The following is a 17739-nucleotide window of genomic DNA, read 5'->3' on the forward strand; positions in this document are numbered from 1 at the left end:
GAGGATCGCGGCCAGCAGGGCGGCGGTGACCTGGCGGGCCCGGCGCGCCTCGACGCGCTCGACCGGGCGGCCGAGCTGTTCGCGACCGCGACGATCGGCGGGTTCGACCTCGACGGCTACCTCCAGCTCGTCTCGACCGCCTCCGGCGTGCCGCGCGCGGTCGTCGGCGTGGGCGTCGAGTGGATCATCGATGTGCTGCGTTCGCAGCGGAACACCATGGCGCTGGCCAGGCCGAACGGTGCCGTTGACGACTGGCGCGACGAGGCGACGCTCGGCGGCTCGGCGGTGTGGACCCGCCGCGGTGACCTCTTCGCCGTGCACGCCGCGGGCAACACCCCGGCGGTCCACGGCCTGTGGCCGGAGGCGCTCGCGCTCGGCTACAAGGTCGTGGTGCGCCCGTCGTCGCGGGAGCCGTACACCGCGTACCGCCTCGTGGAGGCCCTGCGCCGGGCAGGCTTCCCGCCGGCGACGGTGACCCTGCTGCCCACCGACCACGACGTCGCCGACATCCTCATCCACGAATCCGACTTCGCGATCGTCTACGGCGGCCAGGACGTCGTCGACAAGTACGGCGCCGTCCCCACCGTGCTCACCCAGGGCCCCGGCCGCTCCAAGATCCTCGTGACCGCCGACGTCGACTGGCGCGAGAAGATCGACATCATTGCCGACTCCGTCAGCCACCTGGGCGGCACGGCCTGCACCTGCACCACCGCCGTGCTCGTCGAGGGCGACCCGGCACCGCTGGCCGCGGCGCTGGCCGAACGCCTCGGCCGCATACCGAGCCTGCCGCCGGAACATCCCGACGCGATCCTCACCGTCCAGCCCGTCGCCGCGGCCCGCGCCGTCGACGCCTACCTGCACCAGGTCGCCGGGGACGCCCGGGCGCTGCTCGGCGGCGACAGCATCGTCGACGAACTGCCCGGCGTCGGCGCGGTGCTACGCCCGGCCGTGCACCTCGTCGAGCAGGCCCGGGCCCCGCAACTCGGCGTCGAGCTGCCGTTCCCGTGCGTCTGGGTCGGCCCCTGGTCACCCGCCGACGGTGTCGCCCCGCTGCGCGACACCCTCGTCCTCACCGCGATGACCACCCGCGCCGACCTGATCGACGCCCTGCTCGACGAACCGTCGATCACCAACCTCTACCTCGGCGACCACCCCACCACCTGGCTGCGCCCCGGCGTCCCCCACGACGGCTACCTCGCCGAACACCTCATGCGCACCAAGGGCATGATCCGCACCGCCACGGCGCCCCCCGAGCAACAAGGCACCTTCTGACCCGCCGCCGACCCAGCCGACCCGGCCGTCCACCCGGGCCCGGATCACCCGGGCTGGATGGTCCGGGCCCGGCGTCCGGTGCCGTCCACCTCCGTGGGCGAACCGTACGGCGCGTCCGTGGCGGACGTGCCTGCTCACCCGTACTGACCCGCGGCGCCGCGTCGATGTGACGGCGACCTCGGCCGGGCAGCGCCGACGGTCAACGGATCGGCTCGGGCGCCGGCCGGATCTCCAGCAGGGAGCGGCGCACCTGGCCCTCGTCGCCGTACTTCATGTTCATGGCCGCGGTGACGGCATCCGCGCGGGGGTCCCGGGCGCGGTCGAAGGCGGCGAGGCGCAGCGGCCGCTGGCCGTCCCAGGAGAACCCGACGATGCGGTGGTGCAGCCGCACCGGCACGTCGATTCCGCCCGGGTGCGGACGCGTCACGGCGGCCTGGCCGAGATCGAACAGTAGCTGCTGGTCGCTGAGGAACAGGCCGCCGCCCGTGACCGCATAGCCGACCCGCCGGTCGGGCTCGGGCGAGGACGAGGACGAGATCTCCGGCGGCCAGTCGACGTGCAGGGGGACGTGCCAGTGCTCGGTGAGCGTGATGGTCTCCGGGCTGTCCCAGAGCCGGTCGAAAGCATCGTTGACGTAGGAGCCGAGGCCGCTGAGAGTGGTGGTCTCGTAGTGCCGGACGTTGCTGCCCTCGCGGTTGTCGGCGTCGCCGAAGAACGAGCAGATCGCCCGGTTGCCGGCGAGGTACAGGCGGGCCGGTGGAAGCGCGGAGAAGACCTTCAGCTCAAAGACACGTGCGGCGTTCGCGGACAGTGCGTCTGACCAGCGCCGAAACGCGAGCAGCACCTCGAAGATCGCCGCGGACGCGTCCTGGTTGCCACCCATGTCCGAGGTGCGCTGGCGGGCGGCGTCGCTGGATGGGTCGAGGACGAGGATCTGCACCGGGACCCGGGCGTTGACGGCGCGGTGGAGCACCTCCAGGAAGGCGCGCCGCAGCGCAGGTTCCATCCCGTACGGCCACGCACCCATGATTTTGATGCGGCCGGCCGTGTCGGACATCGAGTCGAGGAAGCGGGCCTGCGGGAAGGTCAGGTGCACGACCACCTCGGGCGTCTGAGCACGCTCGATCAGCGGCTGCAGCGCGATCGCCGTGACGACCGCGCCCGCCACTGTCGCTCCGAGGTTCAGCAGCAGGTCGCCCGCGAACGTCTGCCCTGCCACCCGCGCCCACAACAACACCAGTCCGCTGATGGCGATCAGGGCACCGATCGTCACGCTGTAGCGCATTCTGCGCCGAAGCATGGAAAGGATCAGTCGCCGGATCCTGCGCACGACTACCCCGCTCTGACTCGACCGCCTCCGGTCCAACCCGGACATATTGTCACAGTACAGAGCAGGATCGCCACATTCTGCATAGGTTGCCGCCGGGTCGGGCGGGCGGAGCGTGGCCTCAGCCGCGCTCGGACCGGGCCGCCGATGCGGCCAGACTGGGCTGGCCGGTGTCGGTCGACGGGCGCAGGAGCATCCACTGGTGGCCGAAAGGGTCGGCGAGGCGCCCGGCGCGGCCGTACGGATGGTCGGTGATCGGATGGATGACGCTCGCGCCCCGGGCGAGCATCGCCGCCGCGACGCCGTCCGGGTCGGACAGTTCCACGGCCATGATCACGGGGGTGCCGCCCAGCCGCGCCGGCGAGGGGTCGCCCTCGTCCTCGTCCTTGACGGCGATGCGCACGCCGGCGAGCAGCATCTCCGCGTGCACGGTGCGGCCGGCGTCGTCGGTGTGCCGCTGCGTCGGTTCGGCGCCGAAGACGTCCCGGTAGAAGGCGAGGGCTTCGGTCGTGTCACGCACGACGAGCCGGGGGTAGGTGCTGGAAATCGTCTGCATACCGGTAGCGTGCCCGCGCGGGCCGGCGCCGGATTGGAAGAATCAGTCGCCGTGCGGCACGTGGTTCGGCGCGTCGGGGGACCGCGGGCGCCAGCCGCCGGGGGTGAGGCCCGACAGCACGCGGAAGTCGTTGATCAGGTGGGCCTGGTCGTAGTAGCCGCAGTCGGCCGCCAGCCGCGCCCAGTCCGGCTCCGTGCCTTCGCCCGGCCGGGCGGCCAGGTGCAGGAGCCGTTGGAACCGGCGGACCCGGCTGAAGCGCTTCGGTGCCAGGCCGATGCGGGCGGTGAACTGCCTGGTCAGTCGGCGCGGGGTCCAGCCGAGCAGGTCCGCCGTCGCCGCCACCGGTGTCCCGGCGGACAGGGCGGCGACCGCGCGACGCACCGCCGGATCCGGCTCGACGGGACGGATCGCGTGGTCCAGCAGCTCCCGTTCGAGCAGGGCCAGCGCCGCGCCCGGGCTCCCTGCCTCCCGCAGCCGAGCCGGTAGCTCCAGGCCCGCCCGCCCCCACAGATCACCAAGGTCGATCATGCGATGGGGCGTGTCGGCGCCGTCGATCGGGAAGAACGGCCAGGCGCCACCGGGACGGAACGACACCCAGACGATCTCCCGCTGCGTCGCCGGATCGATCAGGGCCGGCCGGTCCGTCGGGCCCTGCAGCGCCGCGGCGCCGGTGCGCGCGGGCGGGCGCGGGCCGTCCACCGCCCAGGAGTCCAGCACGTCGGCGGACAGGCTGACCAGCAGCTGCACCCCGCCCGTCGGTAGAACGAGCTCCCGCGCGTGCGGGAAGCTCCCGCGCGCGTAGCCGATGCCGGCGACCACCGCGTCGAGCCGGGGATCCGCCGCGCGCCTGGTCACCACCGTTCCACCGTAGCCCGCCGCCGCGGGGATGGCCGGCTCGGCGCCTGGCGCGAAGAACGCGGCGACGACGCGGGACAGCACCGGAGAAACATGATTTCCGCTGCTATCCGGCCGGACAGCCCGACTCTCCCTATGGACATCGTCCCCGTAAAAGAATGAGACCCGCAGTTACGGTCGGGTCGCTGAATATGAGGCCTCGCCCGTGCCTGACATGGCGGCGCCCGGACGGCGACAGGGGGAGGTAAGAATGCGCGCGAAACGTACCGAAGGTCCGGGAGATCGGCCGCATGGTGGACCTGGTGGCGGAAGATCGCACCGCGTGGTGTTTCTTCGCCACACCGGATCCGGCTCCGCCTCGCCACCGCGCCCACGCCCGGCACGGAGATCGTCCAGGCCGTCCGCGGCGGCGCTGCGGCTGGTCCTCGTGGTGGCAGCGGTCGCGGCCGCGTTCGGTGTCGTCCTGCCGGCCCAGGCCGCGCCGGTGCTGACCGCCACTATCGAGGACACCGCGATCGGTACGGGCCCCAACCAGGTCACCTACTCCGGTTCCTGGACGCTGTGCGGCGGCTGCGCACCGGTTACGCCGAACAACAGCTTCCGCTATTCGACGACCGGCGGGGCGAGCGCGACGATCCGGTTCACCGGAACGCAGTTCAGGCTCTACGGGATCAGGGAGCACAGCGGCGGACTGGCCACCGTCAGCATTGACGGTTCGTCGTCCACGACAATCGACACCTTCCGGTTCACCTCGGAATCGGCATTGCTCTACGAATCACCGGTGCTCGGCAACGGCCCGCATACTGCGACGCTGACGAACATCGGCCAACACAATCCGTCCTCGAACGCCACCGTCATCGGCTTCGACCGGGTGGAGGCCCTCACGGACACCGCCCCAGCGGTGGCGACCAGGACGATCGAGGACAACGCCATCGGCACCGGTCCCGACCAGATCACCTACACGGGTACCTGGCTGGCGTGCGGCGGCTGCGTACCGGCGAGTCCGAACAACAGCTTCCGGTACTCGTCCGCGGGCGGTGCCAGCGCGACCATCCGCTTCACCGGGACGCAGATCAACGTCTACGGGATCAAGGAGCGCCACGGCGGCATCGCGTCGATCTCCATCGACTTCGGCCTGACGACCACGATCGACACCTACGCGCCCACGTCGAGCGTGGCGCTGCTGTTCTCCTCGGCGAATCTCGGCAACAGCTCGCACATCGTGCAGATCCTCAACACGGGCCACCGCAATCCCGCCTCCGACAACACCGTCACCGGGTTCGACCGGGCGGTCATCGCCACGACGTCGCCGCCGCCCGTGGACCCGCCGCCCGTGGACCCGCCGCCCGTGGACCCGCCGCCCACGTCGGGGAACCGCTCCGGCCTGCCGTGGCTGTCGGGGGTGAACGGCGATCCGCTGCTCAACCCGGCGTCCGTGGACCAGTTCTGCGCTTCCCGCGGGAGCCTCTGCGACCTCGCCCACGTCTACGTGGCCAGGAACAGCTGGGGATCCATCGTGCAGCCCTCCTTCGCGCAGCAGAACTTCGCCGGCTGGCCGGGCCGGCTGCTCATCTCCGTCCCGCCGTTCCCGGAGAACACCGGATCCTCGCTGGCGGCCTGCGCGGCGGGTGACTACGACTCGTACTGGCGCACCTTCGGCAACACCCTGAACAGCACCGGCCGGCAGAACTCGATCATCCGGCTGGGTTGGCAGGCCAATGGCAACTGGTTCCAGTGGTCCGCCTACAACGCCGCCAGCTACGTGAACTGCTGGCGCCGCATCGCGACCGCGATCAGAGCGACCGCCAACCCGGACCCGGTGCTCGACTGGACCATCAACGCCCATTACTCCCAGTTTCCGCCGAGCCATAATCCGCTGGAGCTCTACCCCGGTGACGCCTACGTGGACAGCGTCGGCATCGACGCCTACGACCACTACCCGCCCTCCCCGAACCTGGCGGCCTTCAACAGCCAGGCGAGCGCGGTCGGTGGAATCACCTGGCTGTACGACTTCGCCCGGGCCCACGGAAAGCAGTTCGGTATCGGTGAATGGGGCGTCGCACCCGGCTCCGGGGCGTACGGCGGTGGGGACAGCGCCAACTTCATCCAGTGGATGCACGACTGGATGGCGGCCCGCGCCGGCCAGGGATTCCTCTACGAGGCGTATTTCAACAACTGCGAGGCCGGGAACGTCGGCTCGAATCTGTTCCGACCGTTGTCCGGCGACTGTACCTACCGCAATACGAATGCCGCCGGCCGTTACGCGGCCCTCTGGCGCAATCCAGCCACGACCGTGGCACAGCCGTAGGCGGCGGTCCCTGATCGCGACTGGGGCCTCGGCGCGGTCAGGGAGTGGCGGTCAGGAAGAAAGATGGGCGCGCAGGGCGGTCCGGCTGAGGTGGTCGGCCGCCCTGGTGGTCTCCGGCAGCCGGTACTTCGGGCACAGGTCCAGGACGTGGCGGCAGGCGTCGTCGAGGTTGGTCCGATGGCCGACGGAGAGGTAGACCTCCCGGACGCCGTCGCGGGTGCGCAGCGCCGCGCCGAGTTCCGCACCGTCGAGGACGATCGGCGTCCGCTCGCCGCGCCGTGGGCCGGGCGTGGTGTGCTGGCCGACGAACGGTGTCTTGGCCACGCCGATCGTCGGCAGGTCGAGAGTGACGCCGAGATGGCAGGCCAGGCCGAACCGCCGCGGGTGCGCGATGCCGTGCCCATCGCACACCAGCAGGTCAGGCAGCGCGGCCAATTGGGGGAGGACCTCGCCCCAGGCGTCGAGCAGGGCCGGCAACTCCCGAAAGGACAGCAGACCCGGCACATACGCAAACACGGCCCGCCCCACCACCGTCGCCGACGCCACCACCTCCCAGCCCGGCGCGGCGAGCACGACGACGGCGGCGGCGATCACGTCGGAGTCGGTGTCGTAGGCGACGTCGAAACCGGCAACCGTGGTGATCTCGACTGGTCCGGAGGTGTTGGCGGAGACCTGCTCGCGCAGTCGTGCCTGCAGCGCCTCCGCATCCTCGATCCGCGTCACCACATCTCCCCGCGTCCGCCGACCCGACCGCCCGGATACCGGCTCAGTTCAGCTCGGTCCCGTCCTCCGACCAGCGCTTCTCGTGCACGACTTCGCCATGGTTGTACAGCGTCTCGCTCTCCAACTTTCCGTCGGGAAACCAGGTGCGGCCAGTTCCGTGCCAGCCGCCGTCTTCGTGCCAGTGCTCGGACTCGATCGATCCATCTGGAAAATACGAGCGCTCCAGACCGTTCGGGCGACCTTTCCTGTATGTGTCGATCTTGCAGATCTGGCCATCCTTGTAGCGATCGATCACCCGGCCAGTGAAGAGTTTACCCTCGTACACAACGAACAGATCATCAGTGTAGTCGATGTCATCGATACTCACTGTTCGGGCAGGGTCTTGCTCCACTATTGATTCATCCATTCGTTAGTTTTCCCGGGATGGACTCGACGCCGACGTTGCCGCCAAGTATAGCAGTGCAGTTGGCGCAGCATGGTGCCGCTGAATTGCTATCAGGACGATAGGGAAATCGATTGTCCACGATCATCTCGGAAAGCGAGGTCTTCGTCGTCTCGTGACCCAAGGCCGTACGATCGAAAAGTGCTCGGCTGGCATTCTGGACCTCGGCGTGAGTGCCGGCCGTGCTGAAATGAGGAAACCCGCCCGTGGTTCCATCTCGGTATTGGTATGCGTTAGGGCTCTCCTTTGCGGCTGCCTGCAACGCGTCCAGTCTTTCCTGGAGTACCGGATGGAGATCGGTTGGCATTCTGTCGCCGCGATTCACCGCTTCATACAACAGGCCGGTGCGTCTGTCGAGTAGTGTCGATGTCACCGGGGCGACTGCTGACTTTGGAATGGTGCCATCGAGTCGCGCGTCTCGATACCCCTGCGTCCGCTCGTCGGTGAGGGTATGAAGGTAGTCTCGTGCCGATCTTCCGTCGACCGACTCGATCAGTCCGCTCTCGCTGCGACCAATTCTGCTTTCGTTCAGACGAGGAAGCGGCTTCACTACGCTTAGTGGAGTTTCGGGCCAAGGTGACCCATCTGGCTTCCTGGACGGAGATTCGCGGTGAGTCGCGCTGGGCACGTCGGCGTGGAGGTCGACGGCGTCTTCCGGGTCGGCTTCCGTGGACCGATCCGGTCGGTCGGAAGGGTATGCGAGAGCGGGCACATTTTGATCATCCCGATGCCGGTCAGGCTGTGCGCCAGCGCCGGAGTCGGAATTGGGCGCTCGATCTGACCATGAACTCGGCGTTCGATCGGCGCCAGGCCCCGGCTCCGTGTCGGACGACGTTGCCGCCGGTAGGGGCGTCGATTCGTGAGCAGGAGAGTGCTCCGCAGCGTCCTCCGCTGACGGCCTGAGATCGTCCGGCCTTGTGTCCGGTACGGACTCATGTTCGAGAAGCGGCTGGTCGGGAGGACTGTCGGCCTCGGGCGGAGACTGCCCGGTGAAGGGGCGGTCAGATGGCTGGTCTGACGATCCCTGCTTGGATTCCAGGGCTGCCTCGGCCTCGAACGCCGTCTGTGGGGCCAGTCTCGCGAGCTTCCTCTCGAGAGGCGTTTCTCGCGGGGTCAGAGCGTGATCGAAATGTGGTTCGACGAGTTCCATCCGCTGCTCGTCGGTGGAGGCGCGCCGCTCGAGCGCGTCCATCTTGGCCTGGATTCGGTCTCTGCCCACGTCAGAGCTGGCGCGCTCCGGCTCCGTTCGGGCGTGTTCGGGCACGTCGGAGGTCTGAGCATTGGCGCGGCCGACGTCTGCCTGGTGTGGTTCCTCGCCAAGGGCTCGACGGTCGAGGGCGGCCATCTTCGTCTCGATGGACGAAGCCTCCGGGCTTCCGCTTGTCGCGGGCGCGGTTTCGGGATGATCGTGGTCGCCACCCGGCAGATCACGAGACATCGGCGCTCACCGTGCCAGTATGGCCACGCTTAGACGTGGATGTGGGGTCCAGGTTGGTTCGTGCCCCTTCGAGGGCCTTGGCGCGGCAATGATCAGTTGCGGCGTAGGTATCCGCTGGCGTGCGCAGGCTGTGGCCGTTATCTCACGCGTGGCGCGGGGAGGTCGGGGGTGGTACGCGGGTGTGTGGCCCCGTGGGGCGGGTAGGCGAACGGAGCAGGACGACCAACGGTGGCGGTCCGAGCTGACCCTGTCTGGCCCGATCGGGGTGGTGCGGGGCCCGGTTGGACGGTGAGTGAGCCTGGCGGAGCGGGTTGGCCTGACGGGCGACGGCTCCGCCGCAGTGCCGCCGAGGGGTCGCGACCTGACCGTGAGACGCAGGCAGGATGAGGAGTTCGTGGTGACAGCACAGGAGCGTCGTCCTACTACCACCGACACGGGGATACCCGTAGCCAGCGACGAGCATTCGCTGTCCGTCGGGCCGAACGGGCCGCTGCTCCTTCAGGATCACTACCTGATCGAGCAGATGGCGAACTTCAACCGGGAGCGGATCCCGGAGCGGCAGCCGCACGCGAAGGGCGGCGGCGCGTTCGGCGCGTTCGAGGTGACCCAGGACGTCAGCGCGTACACGAGGGCGGCGGTGTTCGCGCCGGGTGCGAAGACCGACGTCCTGATCCGGTTCTCGACGGTGGCGGGGGAGCGGGGCAGCCCGGACACCTGGCGGGACCCGCGCGGCTTCGCGGTGAAGTTCTACACGTCCGAGGGAAACCTGGACATCGTCGGCAACAACACCCCGGTTTTCTTCATCAAGGATCCGATGAAGTTCCAGCACTTCATCCGGTCGCAGAAGCGCCGCTCGGACAACAATCTTCGTGACCATGACATGCAGTGGGATTTCTGGACACTGTCGCCGGAATCCGCCCACCAGGTCACCTGGCTGATGGGCGACCGTGGGATTCCGCGGACCTGGCGGCACATGAACGGCTACTCGAGCCACACCTATATGTGGATCAACGCCGCGGGTGAACGGTTCTGGGTGAAGTACCATTTCAAGACCGACCAGGGCATCGAGACCTTCACTCAGGACGAGGCAGACCAGATGGCCTCGATCGACACCGACTACCACCAGCGTGACCTGTACGAGCACATCCGCGACGGAAAGTTCCCGAGCTGGACGCTGAAGATGCAGATCATGCCGTTCGAGGAGGCGAAGACCTACCGTTTCAACCCGTTCGACCTGACCAAGGTCTGGCCACACAGCGACTATCCGCTGCACGAGGTCGGTCGCCTCACGCTGAACCGAAACGTCACCGACTACCACACCGAGATGGAGCAGGCGGCGTTCGAACCGAACAACCTCGTCGCCGGCACCGGCCTGTCCCCGGACAAGATGCTGCTGGCCCGTGGGTTCAGCTATTCCGACGCGCATCGTCATCGTCTCGGCGTGAACTACAAGCAGATCCCGGTGAACTCGGCGAAGGTGCCCGTCCACAGCTATTCCAAGGACGGCGCGATGCGGGTCCAGAACGTCACCGACCCGGTGTACGCGCCGAACTCCTACGGCGGCCCGGCGGCCCAGCCGGCGCTGACCGACGACGGCGGGCTGTGGTACTCCGATGGCGAGATGGTCCGCGCCGCCTACACTCCCCGCCCGGAGGATGACGACTGGGGCCAGGCCGGCACGCTCGTGCGCGACGTGCTCGACGACGACGGCCGCGCCCGGCTGGTCGACAACATCGTCGGCCACCTGCTCAACGCGGTCAGCGAGCCGATCCTCGTGCGCGCCTTCGAGTACTGGCACAACGTCGACAAGGACCTTGGCACGCGGATCGAGCAGGGCGTCCGCGCGAAGCAGGACCTGACCGACCCGAAAGCCGCCGCCCAGGCGAACCCGGCCCGCGGCTCGGCCCAGGCGAAGGCATGATCTCGGCCCGGTGCCGTCAGCCGGGGCTGACGGCACCGGGCGTGACACCGGGCAGCAGGCGGATCGGACCGCTGGGCGCGGGCGGGGACGGGGACGGGGACGGCTCAGACGGTGCTGAGCGCGACCTCGGTCGACTTCACCAGCGCCGTGACGGGCAGGCCGGCGCGCAGACCGAGGTCGGTCGCGGCGGCGAGGGTGATAGCGGAGGTCAGTTCGCCACCGCCGTCGAGGGAGACGTGCGCGACGGCCATGGCGCCGCCGCTGTCCAGACTGGACACCGTGCCGCGTAGCTGGTTGCGGATGCTGATCCCGCTGATCTGCCCGAGGGCCAGCGCCACCTCGGAGGACTTCACCAGGACCTCGACCGGCGAGCCGATCGCGAGACGGAGATCCTTCACGGCGTCGGCGGTGACTGCGGCGGTGATGGTCTGACCGCCGGCGAGCGCGACGCTCACCGTGCTCATCACGGCGCCTGTGGTGATGTCGGCGACGGTTCCGGACAGACGGTTGCGGATGCTCAGGCTCATCGTGGCGCACTCCCTTGCCGTGGATCTTTCGCGGGCTGACCGCTGTCTACCCACCTGCGCGACGCGTGCACCGAGCTGCTCTCGGTGTGAGTTCCGGACGACACCATCAGGGAATCCATCGAAATCCTCATTGGCGGCGTCCTCATGGAAGCAGCCGCCGTGTATCGGAATGCGCGACCGCGAGCCGGGTGGCACCTGCGGGTGCGGGTTTCCGACGGCACCACGCGCGTGACGGAGATGTCGGCGAGGATCTCTCGGATGACGACGGTCCTGCTCGGTTTCGCCGCCGGCCTGCTCATCGCGGCGATCACCACGCCCGTCGGGGTGTCGGGGGCGGTGTTCCTGTTGCCCGTGCAACTCGACGTCCTGCACACTCCGAACCCGGCCGTCACCCCCACGAACCTGCTGTTCAACGTCCTCGCCACGCCCGGCGCGCTGGCCCGCCACCGACGCCACCACCAGCTCGACGCCACCCTGGCCCGCCTGCTCATCGCCGGCACCCTGCCCGGCGTCATCGTGGGCGCGATCATCCGTGTCCATCTCGTGCCCGGCGCCCGGCTGTTCCGCCTGCTGCTCGGACTGCTCCTGCTGCCCCTGGGTGGCTGGCTCTGCCTGCGCACCCTGCGCCACCCGGGCAGCCCTCCCACCGCGCCGCCACGGTCCCGCACCATCACCGCGCTGGCCCTGCTCGTGGGTATCCTCGGCGGCGTCTACGGTATCGGCGGCGGTTCGATTCTCAGTCCCATCCTTGTCGGACGCGGCCTGCCCGTCCCCACCGTCGCCCCCGCGGCCCTCGCCGCGACGCTCGCGACCTCCGTCGTCGGCGCCGTCACCTATGCCGTCCTCGCCCTCACCACCCCCGGCAGCGTCGCCCCGCACTGGGCGCTCGGTTTCGCCAGCGGCCTGGGTGGTCTGGCAGGCGCCTACCTCGGCGCCCGGCTGCACCATCGCATTCCCGACACCGGCCTGCGACTGCTGCTCGGCGCCCTCGCCGCCGCACTGGGGTCCGTGTACCTCACCCAGGCCAGCTGACAGTCGCGGGCGGCACCTTCCCGCTGGCTACCGGGTCGCGGCGGACTGGCGGTTCAGGGCGATGTCGAGCAGCTTGTCGGTCATGACCAGCTTGACCCGGGGCCGGCCGCTGGGCTCGCCGATGGATCGCTCGGCGGCGTCGATGAGCTGCCAGCCCTGCTCGGTGACCAGGTGCGGCTGGCGCCCACGCAGCCAGGTCTCGATCTCGTTGCCGGGGTCGAAGGCGATGCCGCGCTCGTGCCGGTGCAGTGCGCCGGCCTCGAGATCGGCGAACAGGCGGGCGACGGACTCGGCGGCGCACTTCTTGTTCGTGCCGATGATCCCGGTCGGGCCACGCTTGATCCAGCCCGCCACGTACTCGCGCTCGACGCCCTGGATCCGGCCCTCGTCGTTCGGGATCACGCCGCGGCGCTCGTCGAAGGGCAGCCCGTCGATCGCCACCCCGCGGTAGCCGACCGCCCGCAGCACCAGGGACGTCGCCACGGTCTCCCGCTCACCGGTGTCGACCGCGCTGACCCAGCCCTCGTCGTCGATACGCAGCGCGTTGCGGGCGAACACGATCTCCTCGACCCGACCGTCGCCACGGATCTCCACCGGCGTGCGCTGGAAACGCATCGTGATGTGGCGCGCGCCCTTCGCGGTCGGGGTGGCCGCGTAGCCACGCAGCACCGCGAGGTTGCGTTTCGCCGGGCGGGACAGCGCGTCCTCGCCGAGCTGGTCGGCGAGGACGGCGGGGTCGACATCCACCCCGGACCCGGTGAACTCGGGCAGTTCCTTCAGCTCGGGCGTCGTGAACGCGCCCTGCGCGGCGCCGCGGCGGCCGACGACCATCACCTCGGTGATGGAGCTTTCCTTCAGCGCGGCGAGCGCGTGGTCGGCGATGTCGGTGCGACTCAGCCGCTCGTGCGGTGAGCAGAGGATCCGGGCCACGTCGAGCGCGACGTTGCCCGCGCCGATCACCACGGCCCGTTCGCCGCTGAAATCGAACGTGAGGTCGGCATAGTCCGGATGGCCGTTGTACCAACCGACGAAGTCGACCGCGGACTCGCTGCCCGGCAGGTCCTCGCCGGGGATGCCCAGACGTCGGTCGCTCTGCGCGCCGACGGCGTAGAGCACCGCGTCGTAGCGGGCCGTGAGCTCCTCACGGGTGACATCCCGCCCGATGTGCACGTTGCCGAAGAAGCGGAAGTTCTCGTGCGCGGCGATCGCCGCGTACACCCCGGACACCGTCTTGATCTTCGGGTGGTCGGGGGCGACCCCGGAGCGGACCAGGCCCCACGGCGTCGCGAGCCGCTCGTACATGTCCACCCGGATCGGCACCGCGGTCTGCTCGAGCAGGGAGCTGGCCGCGTAGAAGCCGGACGGACCGGAGCCGACGACGGCGACGGTCAGTGGGACCGTCACGGTTCCCTCGGGCATGAGTCCCGTCCTTCCGTGGCCCGCCGCGTCCGCGTGCGCGCACCCGGCCGGGTCGAGAGGGGCCTGGCAGGAGGTTCACCGTCGTGGCGGTCCCGAATCCGCCCGTGAATACGTTCGGCGGCGCGCCCGGGAATTCTCGCGGGGAACTCGGGTGATCTCCTCTGGCCGTTAGTCGATACGTCCAAACAACGCGGCCAGCGCCGTAGGCTGTATGCCCGATGACGTGACGACCGCGTGGCCTCAACCTAGAGAATCCGGGATCGCGAAGCAAGGAATGTGAACCGTCCGCAGCCAGCGCGCCGGAACGTTCGGTGACGGAAGGTCACCGTCTCGTGGCGGCGGCCTACAGCTCGCCGTGCCAGGCGCCGAGGCCGCCGACGCCCAGTCCCGAGGCGCCGATGCGGCGCAGGAACTCCTCGACGAGATCCACCAGCTCCCGCACGACGTCGTAGGGGGTGTCGGGGGACAGCACCGCCGGTAGCTGGGCGTCGGCGCTGCCGGCGAAGGCCCGGTTGCTCGAGCGGATCATGGCCGCGAACACGGGTACGCCGAGATCGGCGATCTGGTCGATGTGCCGGCGCAGGAAGCTCGTCGGCCGACCCCGGTAGTACTGGACCATCATGAGCACGACGCCGAGCACCCGCGGGTCGAGCTGCTTGACCTCCGGGTGCAGCCCGGACTGCAGCTCGGCGACCCGGTTGTACTCCCAGACGAACCGGCCGAGCTTGCCCAGCAGGTGCTCGATGCCGAGGGTGGACAGCAGGTCCGGGCGGGCGGGGACGAGAACATGGTCGCAGGCCGCGATCGCCGCCCGGGTGACGACGCCGAAGTGCGGCGGGCAGTCGATGAGGACCAGGTCGTAGGCGTGCAGGTCGAGCGACGCCAGCCCGGTCGACAGCCGCTGGTAGACGTCGAAGTAGTGCCGGGTCGACCGGTGGGCCTGCGCGCCGCCGAGGCGGGCGGTGAGGTCCATCTCGACGTCACCTAGGGACAGGTGCGAGGCGAGCAGGTCGAGGCGGCCGCCGCCGGGGGCCACGGCGAGCGCCGCGTCGGGCGGGGTGGTCACGTAGCCGGCCAGGGGCGGCGGGAGGGTGTCCGGCCGCCAGGACTCGAACCAGGCCTTGACGGTGCGTCGCTGGTCGGCGAGGTCCGAGCGCCAGACCTCGGGCCGGTAGAAGGAGAAGGTGAGGTTCGCCTGCGGGTCCAGGTCGACGAGCAGTACCCGCCGGCCGAGGCGGGCGATGGCCGTGCCGATGTTCGCGGTCAGGGTGGTCTTGCCGACCCCGCCCTTGTAGCTGGCGATCGCCACGACTTTCACCGCAACCTCCCTCCGACGTGCACGGTCCGCCTGGTCGCGGCATGGTGGGAATGCTCTGTGGCCGAACGGGCGTCCCCTCTGTGCACGGCTCACAAGCAGACTACGGCCCGGGGGAAATATCGCCCTTCGCCCTGTTCGGCATGGGGGAGGGCGGTGCGGAACCGGCTGGCCCGAACGGGTGACGGCTGCGGGTGGGACCACGGCGGCGCATCGTCGTGACTGGCCCGAACGGGGCCGCTGATGGCCGGATCGGGCGGCCGGCCGGGCCGTTCGGGCCCTGCGTCACGGCCACGTGCGGGGTCCGTCGGCCCGGGGCGGCCCGCGCGGGTCAGGGCGGGCCGGGAGGCCGGCGGTGCGAAAGGCGACGCCGCGAACCGGGCGTCGGGGGTACCGGAACAGGCGAGCGGGCCCCGCTCAGTCCGGGGCGCCGCCGTCGAGGCAGCGGGTCAGCCAGTCGGCGGACTCGGCGAACTGGACTTCGGAGGGTCCCGGGCGCACGCTCGGCCGGGCCTGCCCGGCCCGCGGGTACGAGCCGAGGAAACGGACCTTCGGGCACAGCCGATACAGCCCCATCAGCGCCTCGGCGACGCGGCGGTCGCTGGCGTGCCCCTCGACGTCGATCGAGAAGCAGTACTGGCCGAGGCCCTCGCCGGTCGGCCGGGACTCGATCCGCATCAGGTTCACCCCCCGCACGGCCCACTCCTGTAGCAGCTCCAGCAGCGCGCCCGGATGGTTGTGGGCGAGCCACGCCACCGCGGAGGTCTTGTCCGCCCGGGTCGGCGCCCCGATGCGGCCGGGCCGGCCGAGGAGCACGAAGCGGGTGGTGGCGCCGGCGACGTCGTTGATATCGGTGATCAGCGCCTCCAGCCCGTAGCGAGGCGCGGTGAACGCGCCCGCGAACGCGCAGTCGAAGCGCCCGTCACGCACGAGGCGGGCGCCCTCGGCGTTCGAGGGAGCGGACTCCCACTCGGCGTGCGGCAGATGCGTCGCGAGCCAGCGCCGCACCTGCGCCTGGGCGACGGGATGCCCGGTGACCGTCTTCACGTCCTCGAGCGTGGTGCCGGGCCGCACGAGCAGCGCGAAGCTGATCGGCAGCACCACCTCGCGGTAGATCATCAGTGGTTCGCCGGTGGCGAGTTCGTCGAGGGTCGTGGTGACCGCGCCCTCGACGGAGTTCTCGATCGGTACCAGTGCCCCGGCGGCGTCACCGCTGCGCACCGCGTCCAGAGCCGCCGTCACGGTACGAGACGGAATCAGCCTGCCATCCGCCGCCTCCGGCAGCGTCCGCAGCGCGACCTCGGTGAACGTCCCCTCGGGGCCGAGGTAGGTGTAACGGGCCCGGGCGGGCACAGCTGGCCTCCTGGTGAATCGGGCGGCGCCCGCCGGCGCCGCGTGGAGGGCTGGGAGCAACAGGCAGTCAGAGGTGGCGCAGCAGCGTCGTGGGGTCCTCCACGGCGTCGGCGACGAACCGCAGGAACTCCCCGGCGGTCGCGCCGTCACAGACCCGGTGGTCGAAGGTGAACGACAGCTGCATGACGCTGCGCACCGCCAACGCCCCGTCGAGGACCCAGGGACGCTGGACGATCCGCCCGACACCGAGCATCGCCGTCTGCGGGTGGTGGAGGATCGGGGTGGCGCCGTCGACGCCGAACACGCCGTAGTTGTTCAGCGTGAACGTCCCGCCGGTCAGCTCCGCCGGGCTCAGCCGGCCCACGCGGGCCGTCCCCGTGACGTCCGCGATCGCGGCGGCGAGCCGGGCGGTGGTGAGGTCCTGGGCGTCGCGTACGACCGGCACCGCCAGGCCGCGCGGCGTCTGCGCCGCGATGCCGAGGTGGACGGCGTCGTGCTGGCGCACCCCGAGGGCCCGTCCCGCGGCGTCGGTGACCACCGAGGAGTTCAGCGCCGGCGCGCGCAGCAACGCGGCGACGCAGACCCGGGCGAGGATCGCCAGCAGCCCGATGCGTGGCTCGGCGCCGCCGGCGTTGAGCGCGTCCTTCGCCGCGAGCAGGGCGGTGGCGTCCGCGTCGACCCAGCAGGTCGCGTCGGGCACCTCCCGGCGGCTGCGGGTGAACACCTCCGCCGCCCGCCGGCGTGGCGCGTCGAACGGCTCGAACCCGCCGTCGGTGCCGCCGTTGCCCGCCGCACCGGTGACGTGATCGGTCGCGTCGACGACGTCGCCGTCGATCGCGGCCGCCACGTCCCGACGCATGATCAGCCCGTTCGGCCCGCTGCCGGGCAGCGTCCGCAGGTCGACGCCGTGGTCGCGGGCGAGTCGGCGCACCAGCGGCGAGACGACCGCGACGGCGGTCCCGTCCGCGCCGGGGGAGCGTGCGGTCCCGGCGGAGCTGACCGGCGTTCCCGACCCGGTGGGCACGCCACCGACCGCGCCGCCCCGCCCCCCGGACGCACCGTTATGGCCGGCCGCCCCGTTCTGGCCGGACGCACCACCGTTCTGGCCGGCACCACGGTTCTGGCCGGCGGCGCTGTTCTGGCCGGCGTTGGGAGCCGCCGACGCGGCCGTGCGGGACGACGGATGGGCCCCGCCCTGGCGCGTCCGCGATGCCGGGGCGGCCTCGGGGCGGGGGGCCGGAATGGCGGCCC

General features: G+C 70.5%; 16 protein-coding genes. 5 read left to right on the forward strand and 11 right to left on the reverse strand.

Features of this window, described 5'->3' with window-relative positions:
* Positions 1-1272, forward strand: a 1272-nt coding sequence (locus MXD58_RS06135; RefSeq protein ID WP_250609108.1) for an aldehyde dehydrogenase family protein, incomplete at its 5' end; no start/stop codon positions are given.
* Positions 1273-1471: 199 nt separating this feature from the next.
* On the opposite strand, the gene MXD58_RS06140 is transcribed toward MXD58_RS06135, so the two are convergent.
* The 3 genes from MXD58_RS06140 to MXD58_RS06150 form a co-directional block, all read right to left on the reverse strand.
* Positions 1472-2572 (reverse strand): hypothetical protein, encoded by a 1101-nt coding sequence (locus tag MXD58_RS06140; RefSeq protein ID WP_248836927.1) that lies wholly within the window; start codon positions 2570-2572, stop codon positions 1472-1474.
* Between the two features lie 148 nt (positions 2573-2720).
* Complete coding sequence (locus MXD58_RS06145) at positions 2721-3155, reverse strand: VOC family protein (RefSeq protein WP_248836926.1); 435 nt, start codon at positions 3153-3155, stop codon at positions 2721-2723.
* A 42-nt stretch (positions 3156-3197) separates the two neighbouring features.
* A complete protein-coding gene (locus tag MXD58_RS06150) occupies positions 3198-4094 on the reverse strand; it encodes a helix-turn-helix domain-containing protein (protein WP_248836925.1) in 897 nt (298 codons plus the stop codon).
* 346 nt (positions 4095-4440) lie between these two features.
* Between MXD58_RS06150 and MXD58_RS06155 the strand changes: the two genes are divergently transcribed.
* The gene (locus MXD58_RS06155; RefSeq protein WP_248836924.1) at positions 4441-6318 is read left to right on the forward strand and encodes a glycoside hydrolase family 26 protein; all 1878 of its coding nucleotides are present in this window, start codon (positions 4441-4443) and stop codon (positions 6316-6318) included.
* 51 nt (positions 6319-6369) lie between these two features.
* Here MXD58_RS06155 and MXD58_RS06160 read toward each other — a convergent pair whose 3' ends face one another.
* The 3 genes from MXD58_RS06160 to MXD58_RS30585 are packed head-to-tail and all read right to left on the reverse strand — an operon-like array spanning position 6370 to position 8033.
* Positions 6370-7041 (reverse strand): endonuclease V, encoded by a 672-nt coding sequence (locus MXD58_RS06160; protein WP_248836923.1) that lies wholly within the window; start codon positions 7039-7041, stop codon positions 6370-6372.
* Between the two features lie 43 nt (positions 7042-7084).
* The gene (locus tag MXD58_RS06165; RefSeq protein ID WP_248836922.1) at positions 7085-7408 is read right to left on the reverse strand and encodes a toxin-antitoxin system YwqK family antitoxin; all 324 of its coding nucleotides are present in this window, start codon (positions 7406-7408) and stop codon (positions 7085-7087) included.
* Between the two features lie 31 nt (positions 7409-7439).
* Positions 7440-8033: a YwqJ-related putative deaminase gene (locus MXD58_RS30585; protein WP_248836921.1), complete on the reverse strand. Its 594-nt coding sequence runs from the start codon at positions 8031-8033 to the stop codon at positions 7440-7442.
* 570 nt (positions 8034-8603) lie between these two features.
* Between MXD58_RS30585 and MXD58_RS06175 the strand changes: the two genes are divergently transcribed.
* Positions 8604-8954, forward strand: coding sequence for a hypothetical protein (locus MXD58_RS06175; RefSeq protein WP_248836920.1), 351 nt, complete (start codon positions 8604-8606; stop codon positions 8952-8954).
* Between the two features lie 364 nt (positions 8955-9318).
* Positions 9319-10842, forward strand: coding sequence for a catalase (locus MXD58_RS06180; protein WP_248836919.1), 1524 nt, complete (start codon positions 9319-9321; stop codon positions 10840-10842).
* A 104-nt stretch (positions 10843-10946) separates the two neighbouring features.
* Here the strand turns inward: MXD58_RS06180 and MXD58_RS06185 are convergent, their stop codons facing one another.
* Complete coding sequence (locus tag MXD58_RS06185; RefSeq protein WP_248836918.1) at positions 10947-11369, reverse strand: TOBE domain-containing protein; 423 nt, start codon at positions 11367-11369, stop codon at positions 10947-10949.
* Positions 11370-11627: 258 nt separating this feature from the next.
* Between MXD58_RS06185 and MXD58_RS06190 the strand changes: the two genes are divergently transcribed.
* Positions 11628-12401 carry a sulfite exporter TauE/SafE family protein gene (locus tag MXD58_RS06190; RefSeq protein ID WP_248836917.1) on the forward strand — a complete coding sequence of 258 codons (774 nt, stop codon included), beginning with the start codon at positions 11628-11630 and terminating at the stop codon, positions 12399-12401.
* 27 nt (positions 12402-12428) lie between these two features.
* Here the strand turns inward: MXD58_RS06190 and MXD58_RS06195 are convergent, their stop codons facing one another.
* The 4 genes from MXD58_RS06195 to MXD58_RS06210 form a co-directional block, all read right to left on the reverse strand.
* Positions 12429-13820, reverse strand: a complete 1392-nt coding sequence (locus tag MXD58_RS06195) for an FAD-dependent oxidoreductase (protein ID WP_248836916.1) — start codon at positions 13818-13820, stop codon at positions 12429-12431.
* Positions 13821-14163: 343 nt separating this feature from the next.
* Positions 14164-15138, reverse strand: coding sequence for a ParA family protein (locus MXD58_RS06200; RefSeq protein ID WP_248836915.1), 975 nt, complete (start codon positions 15136-15138; stop codon positions 14164-14166).
* Between the two features lie 414 nt (positions 15139-15552).
* Positions 15553-16488 carry a prephenate dehydratase gene (gene pheA / locus MXD58_RS06205; protein ID WP_248836914.1) on the reverse strand — a complete coding sequence of 312 codons (936 nt, stop codon included), beginning with the start codon at positions 16486-16488 and terminating at the stop codon, positions 15553-15555.
* A 67-nt stretch (positions 16489-16555) separates the two neighbouring features.
* Positions 16556-17739 (reverse strand): dihydrolipoamide acetyltransferase family protein (locus MXD58_RS06210; protein ID WP_250609109.1); only part of this gene is annotated, 1184 nt, incomplete at its 5' end.

Source organism: Frankia sp. AgKG'84/4, from assembly GCF_023242965.2.
Lineage (GTDB): Bacteria > Actinomycetota > Actinomycetes > Frankiales > Frankiaceae > Frankia.

Coding starts and splice junctions, on each gene's coding strand:
- MXD58_RS06185 (WP_248836918.1), bottom strand. CDS start 11,369: ATGAGCCTGAGCATCCGCAACCGTCTGTCCGGAACCGTCGCCGACATC.
- MXD58_RS06190 (WP_248836917.1), top strand. CDS start 11,628: ATGACGACGGTCCTGCTCGGTTTCGCCGCCGGCCTGCTCATCGCGGCG.
- MXD58_RS06145 (WP_248836926.1), bottom strand. CDS start 3,155: ATGCAGACGATTTCCAGCACCTACCCCCGGCTCGTCGTGCGTGACACG.
- MXD58_RS06140 (WP_248836927.1), bottom strand. CDS start 2,572: ATGCTTCGGCGCAGAATGCGCTACAGCGTGACGATCGGTGCCCTGATC.
- MXD58_RS06195 (WP_248836916.1), bottom strand. CDS start 13,820: ATGCCCGAGGGAACCGTGACGGTCCCACTGACCGTCGCCGTCGTCGGC.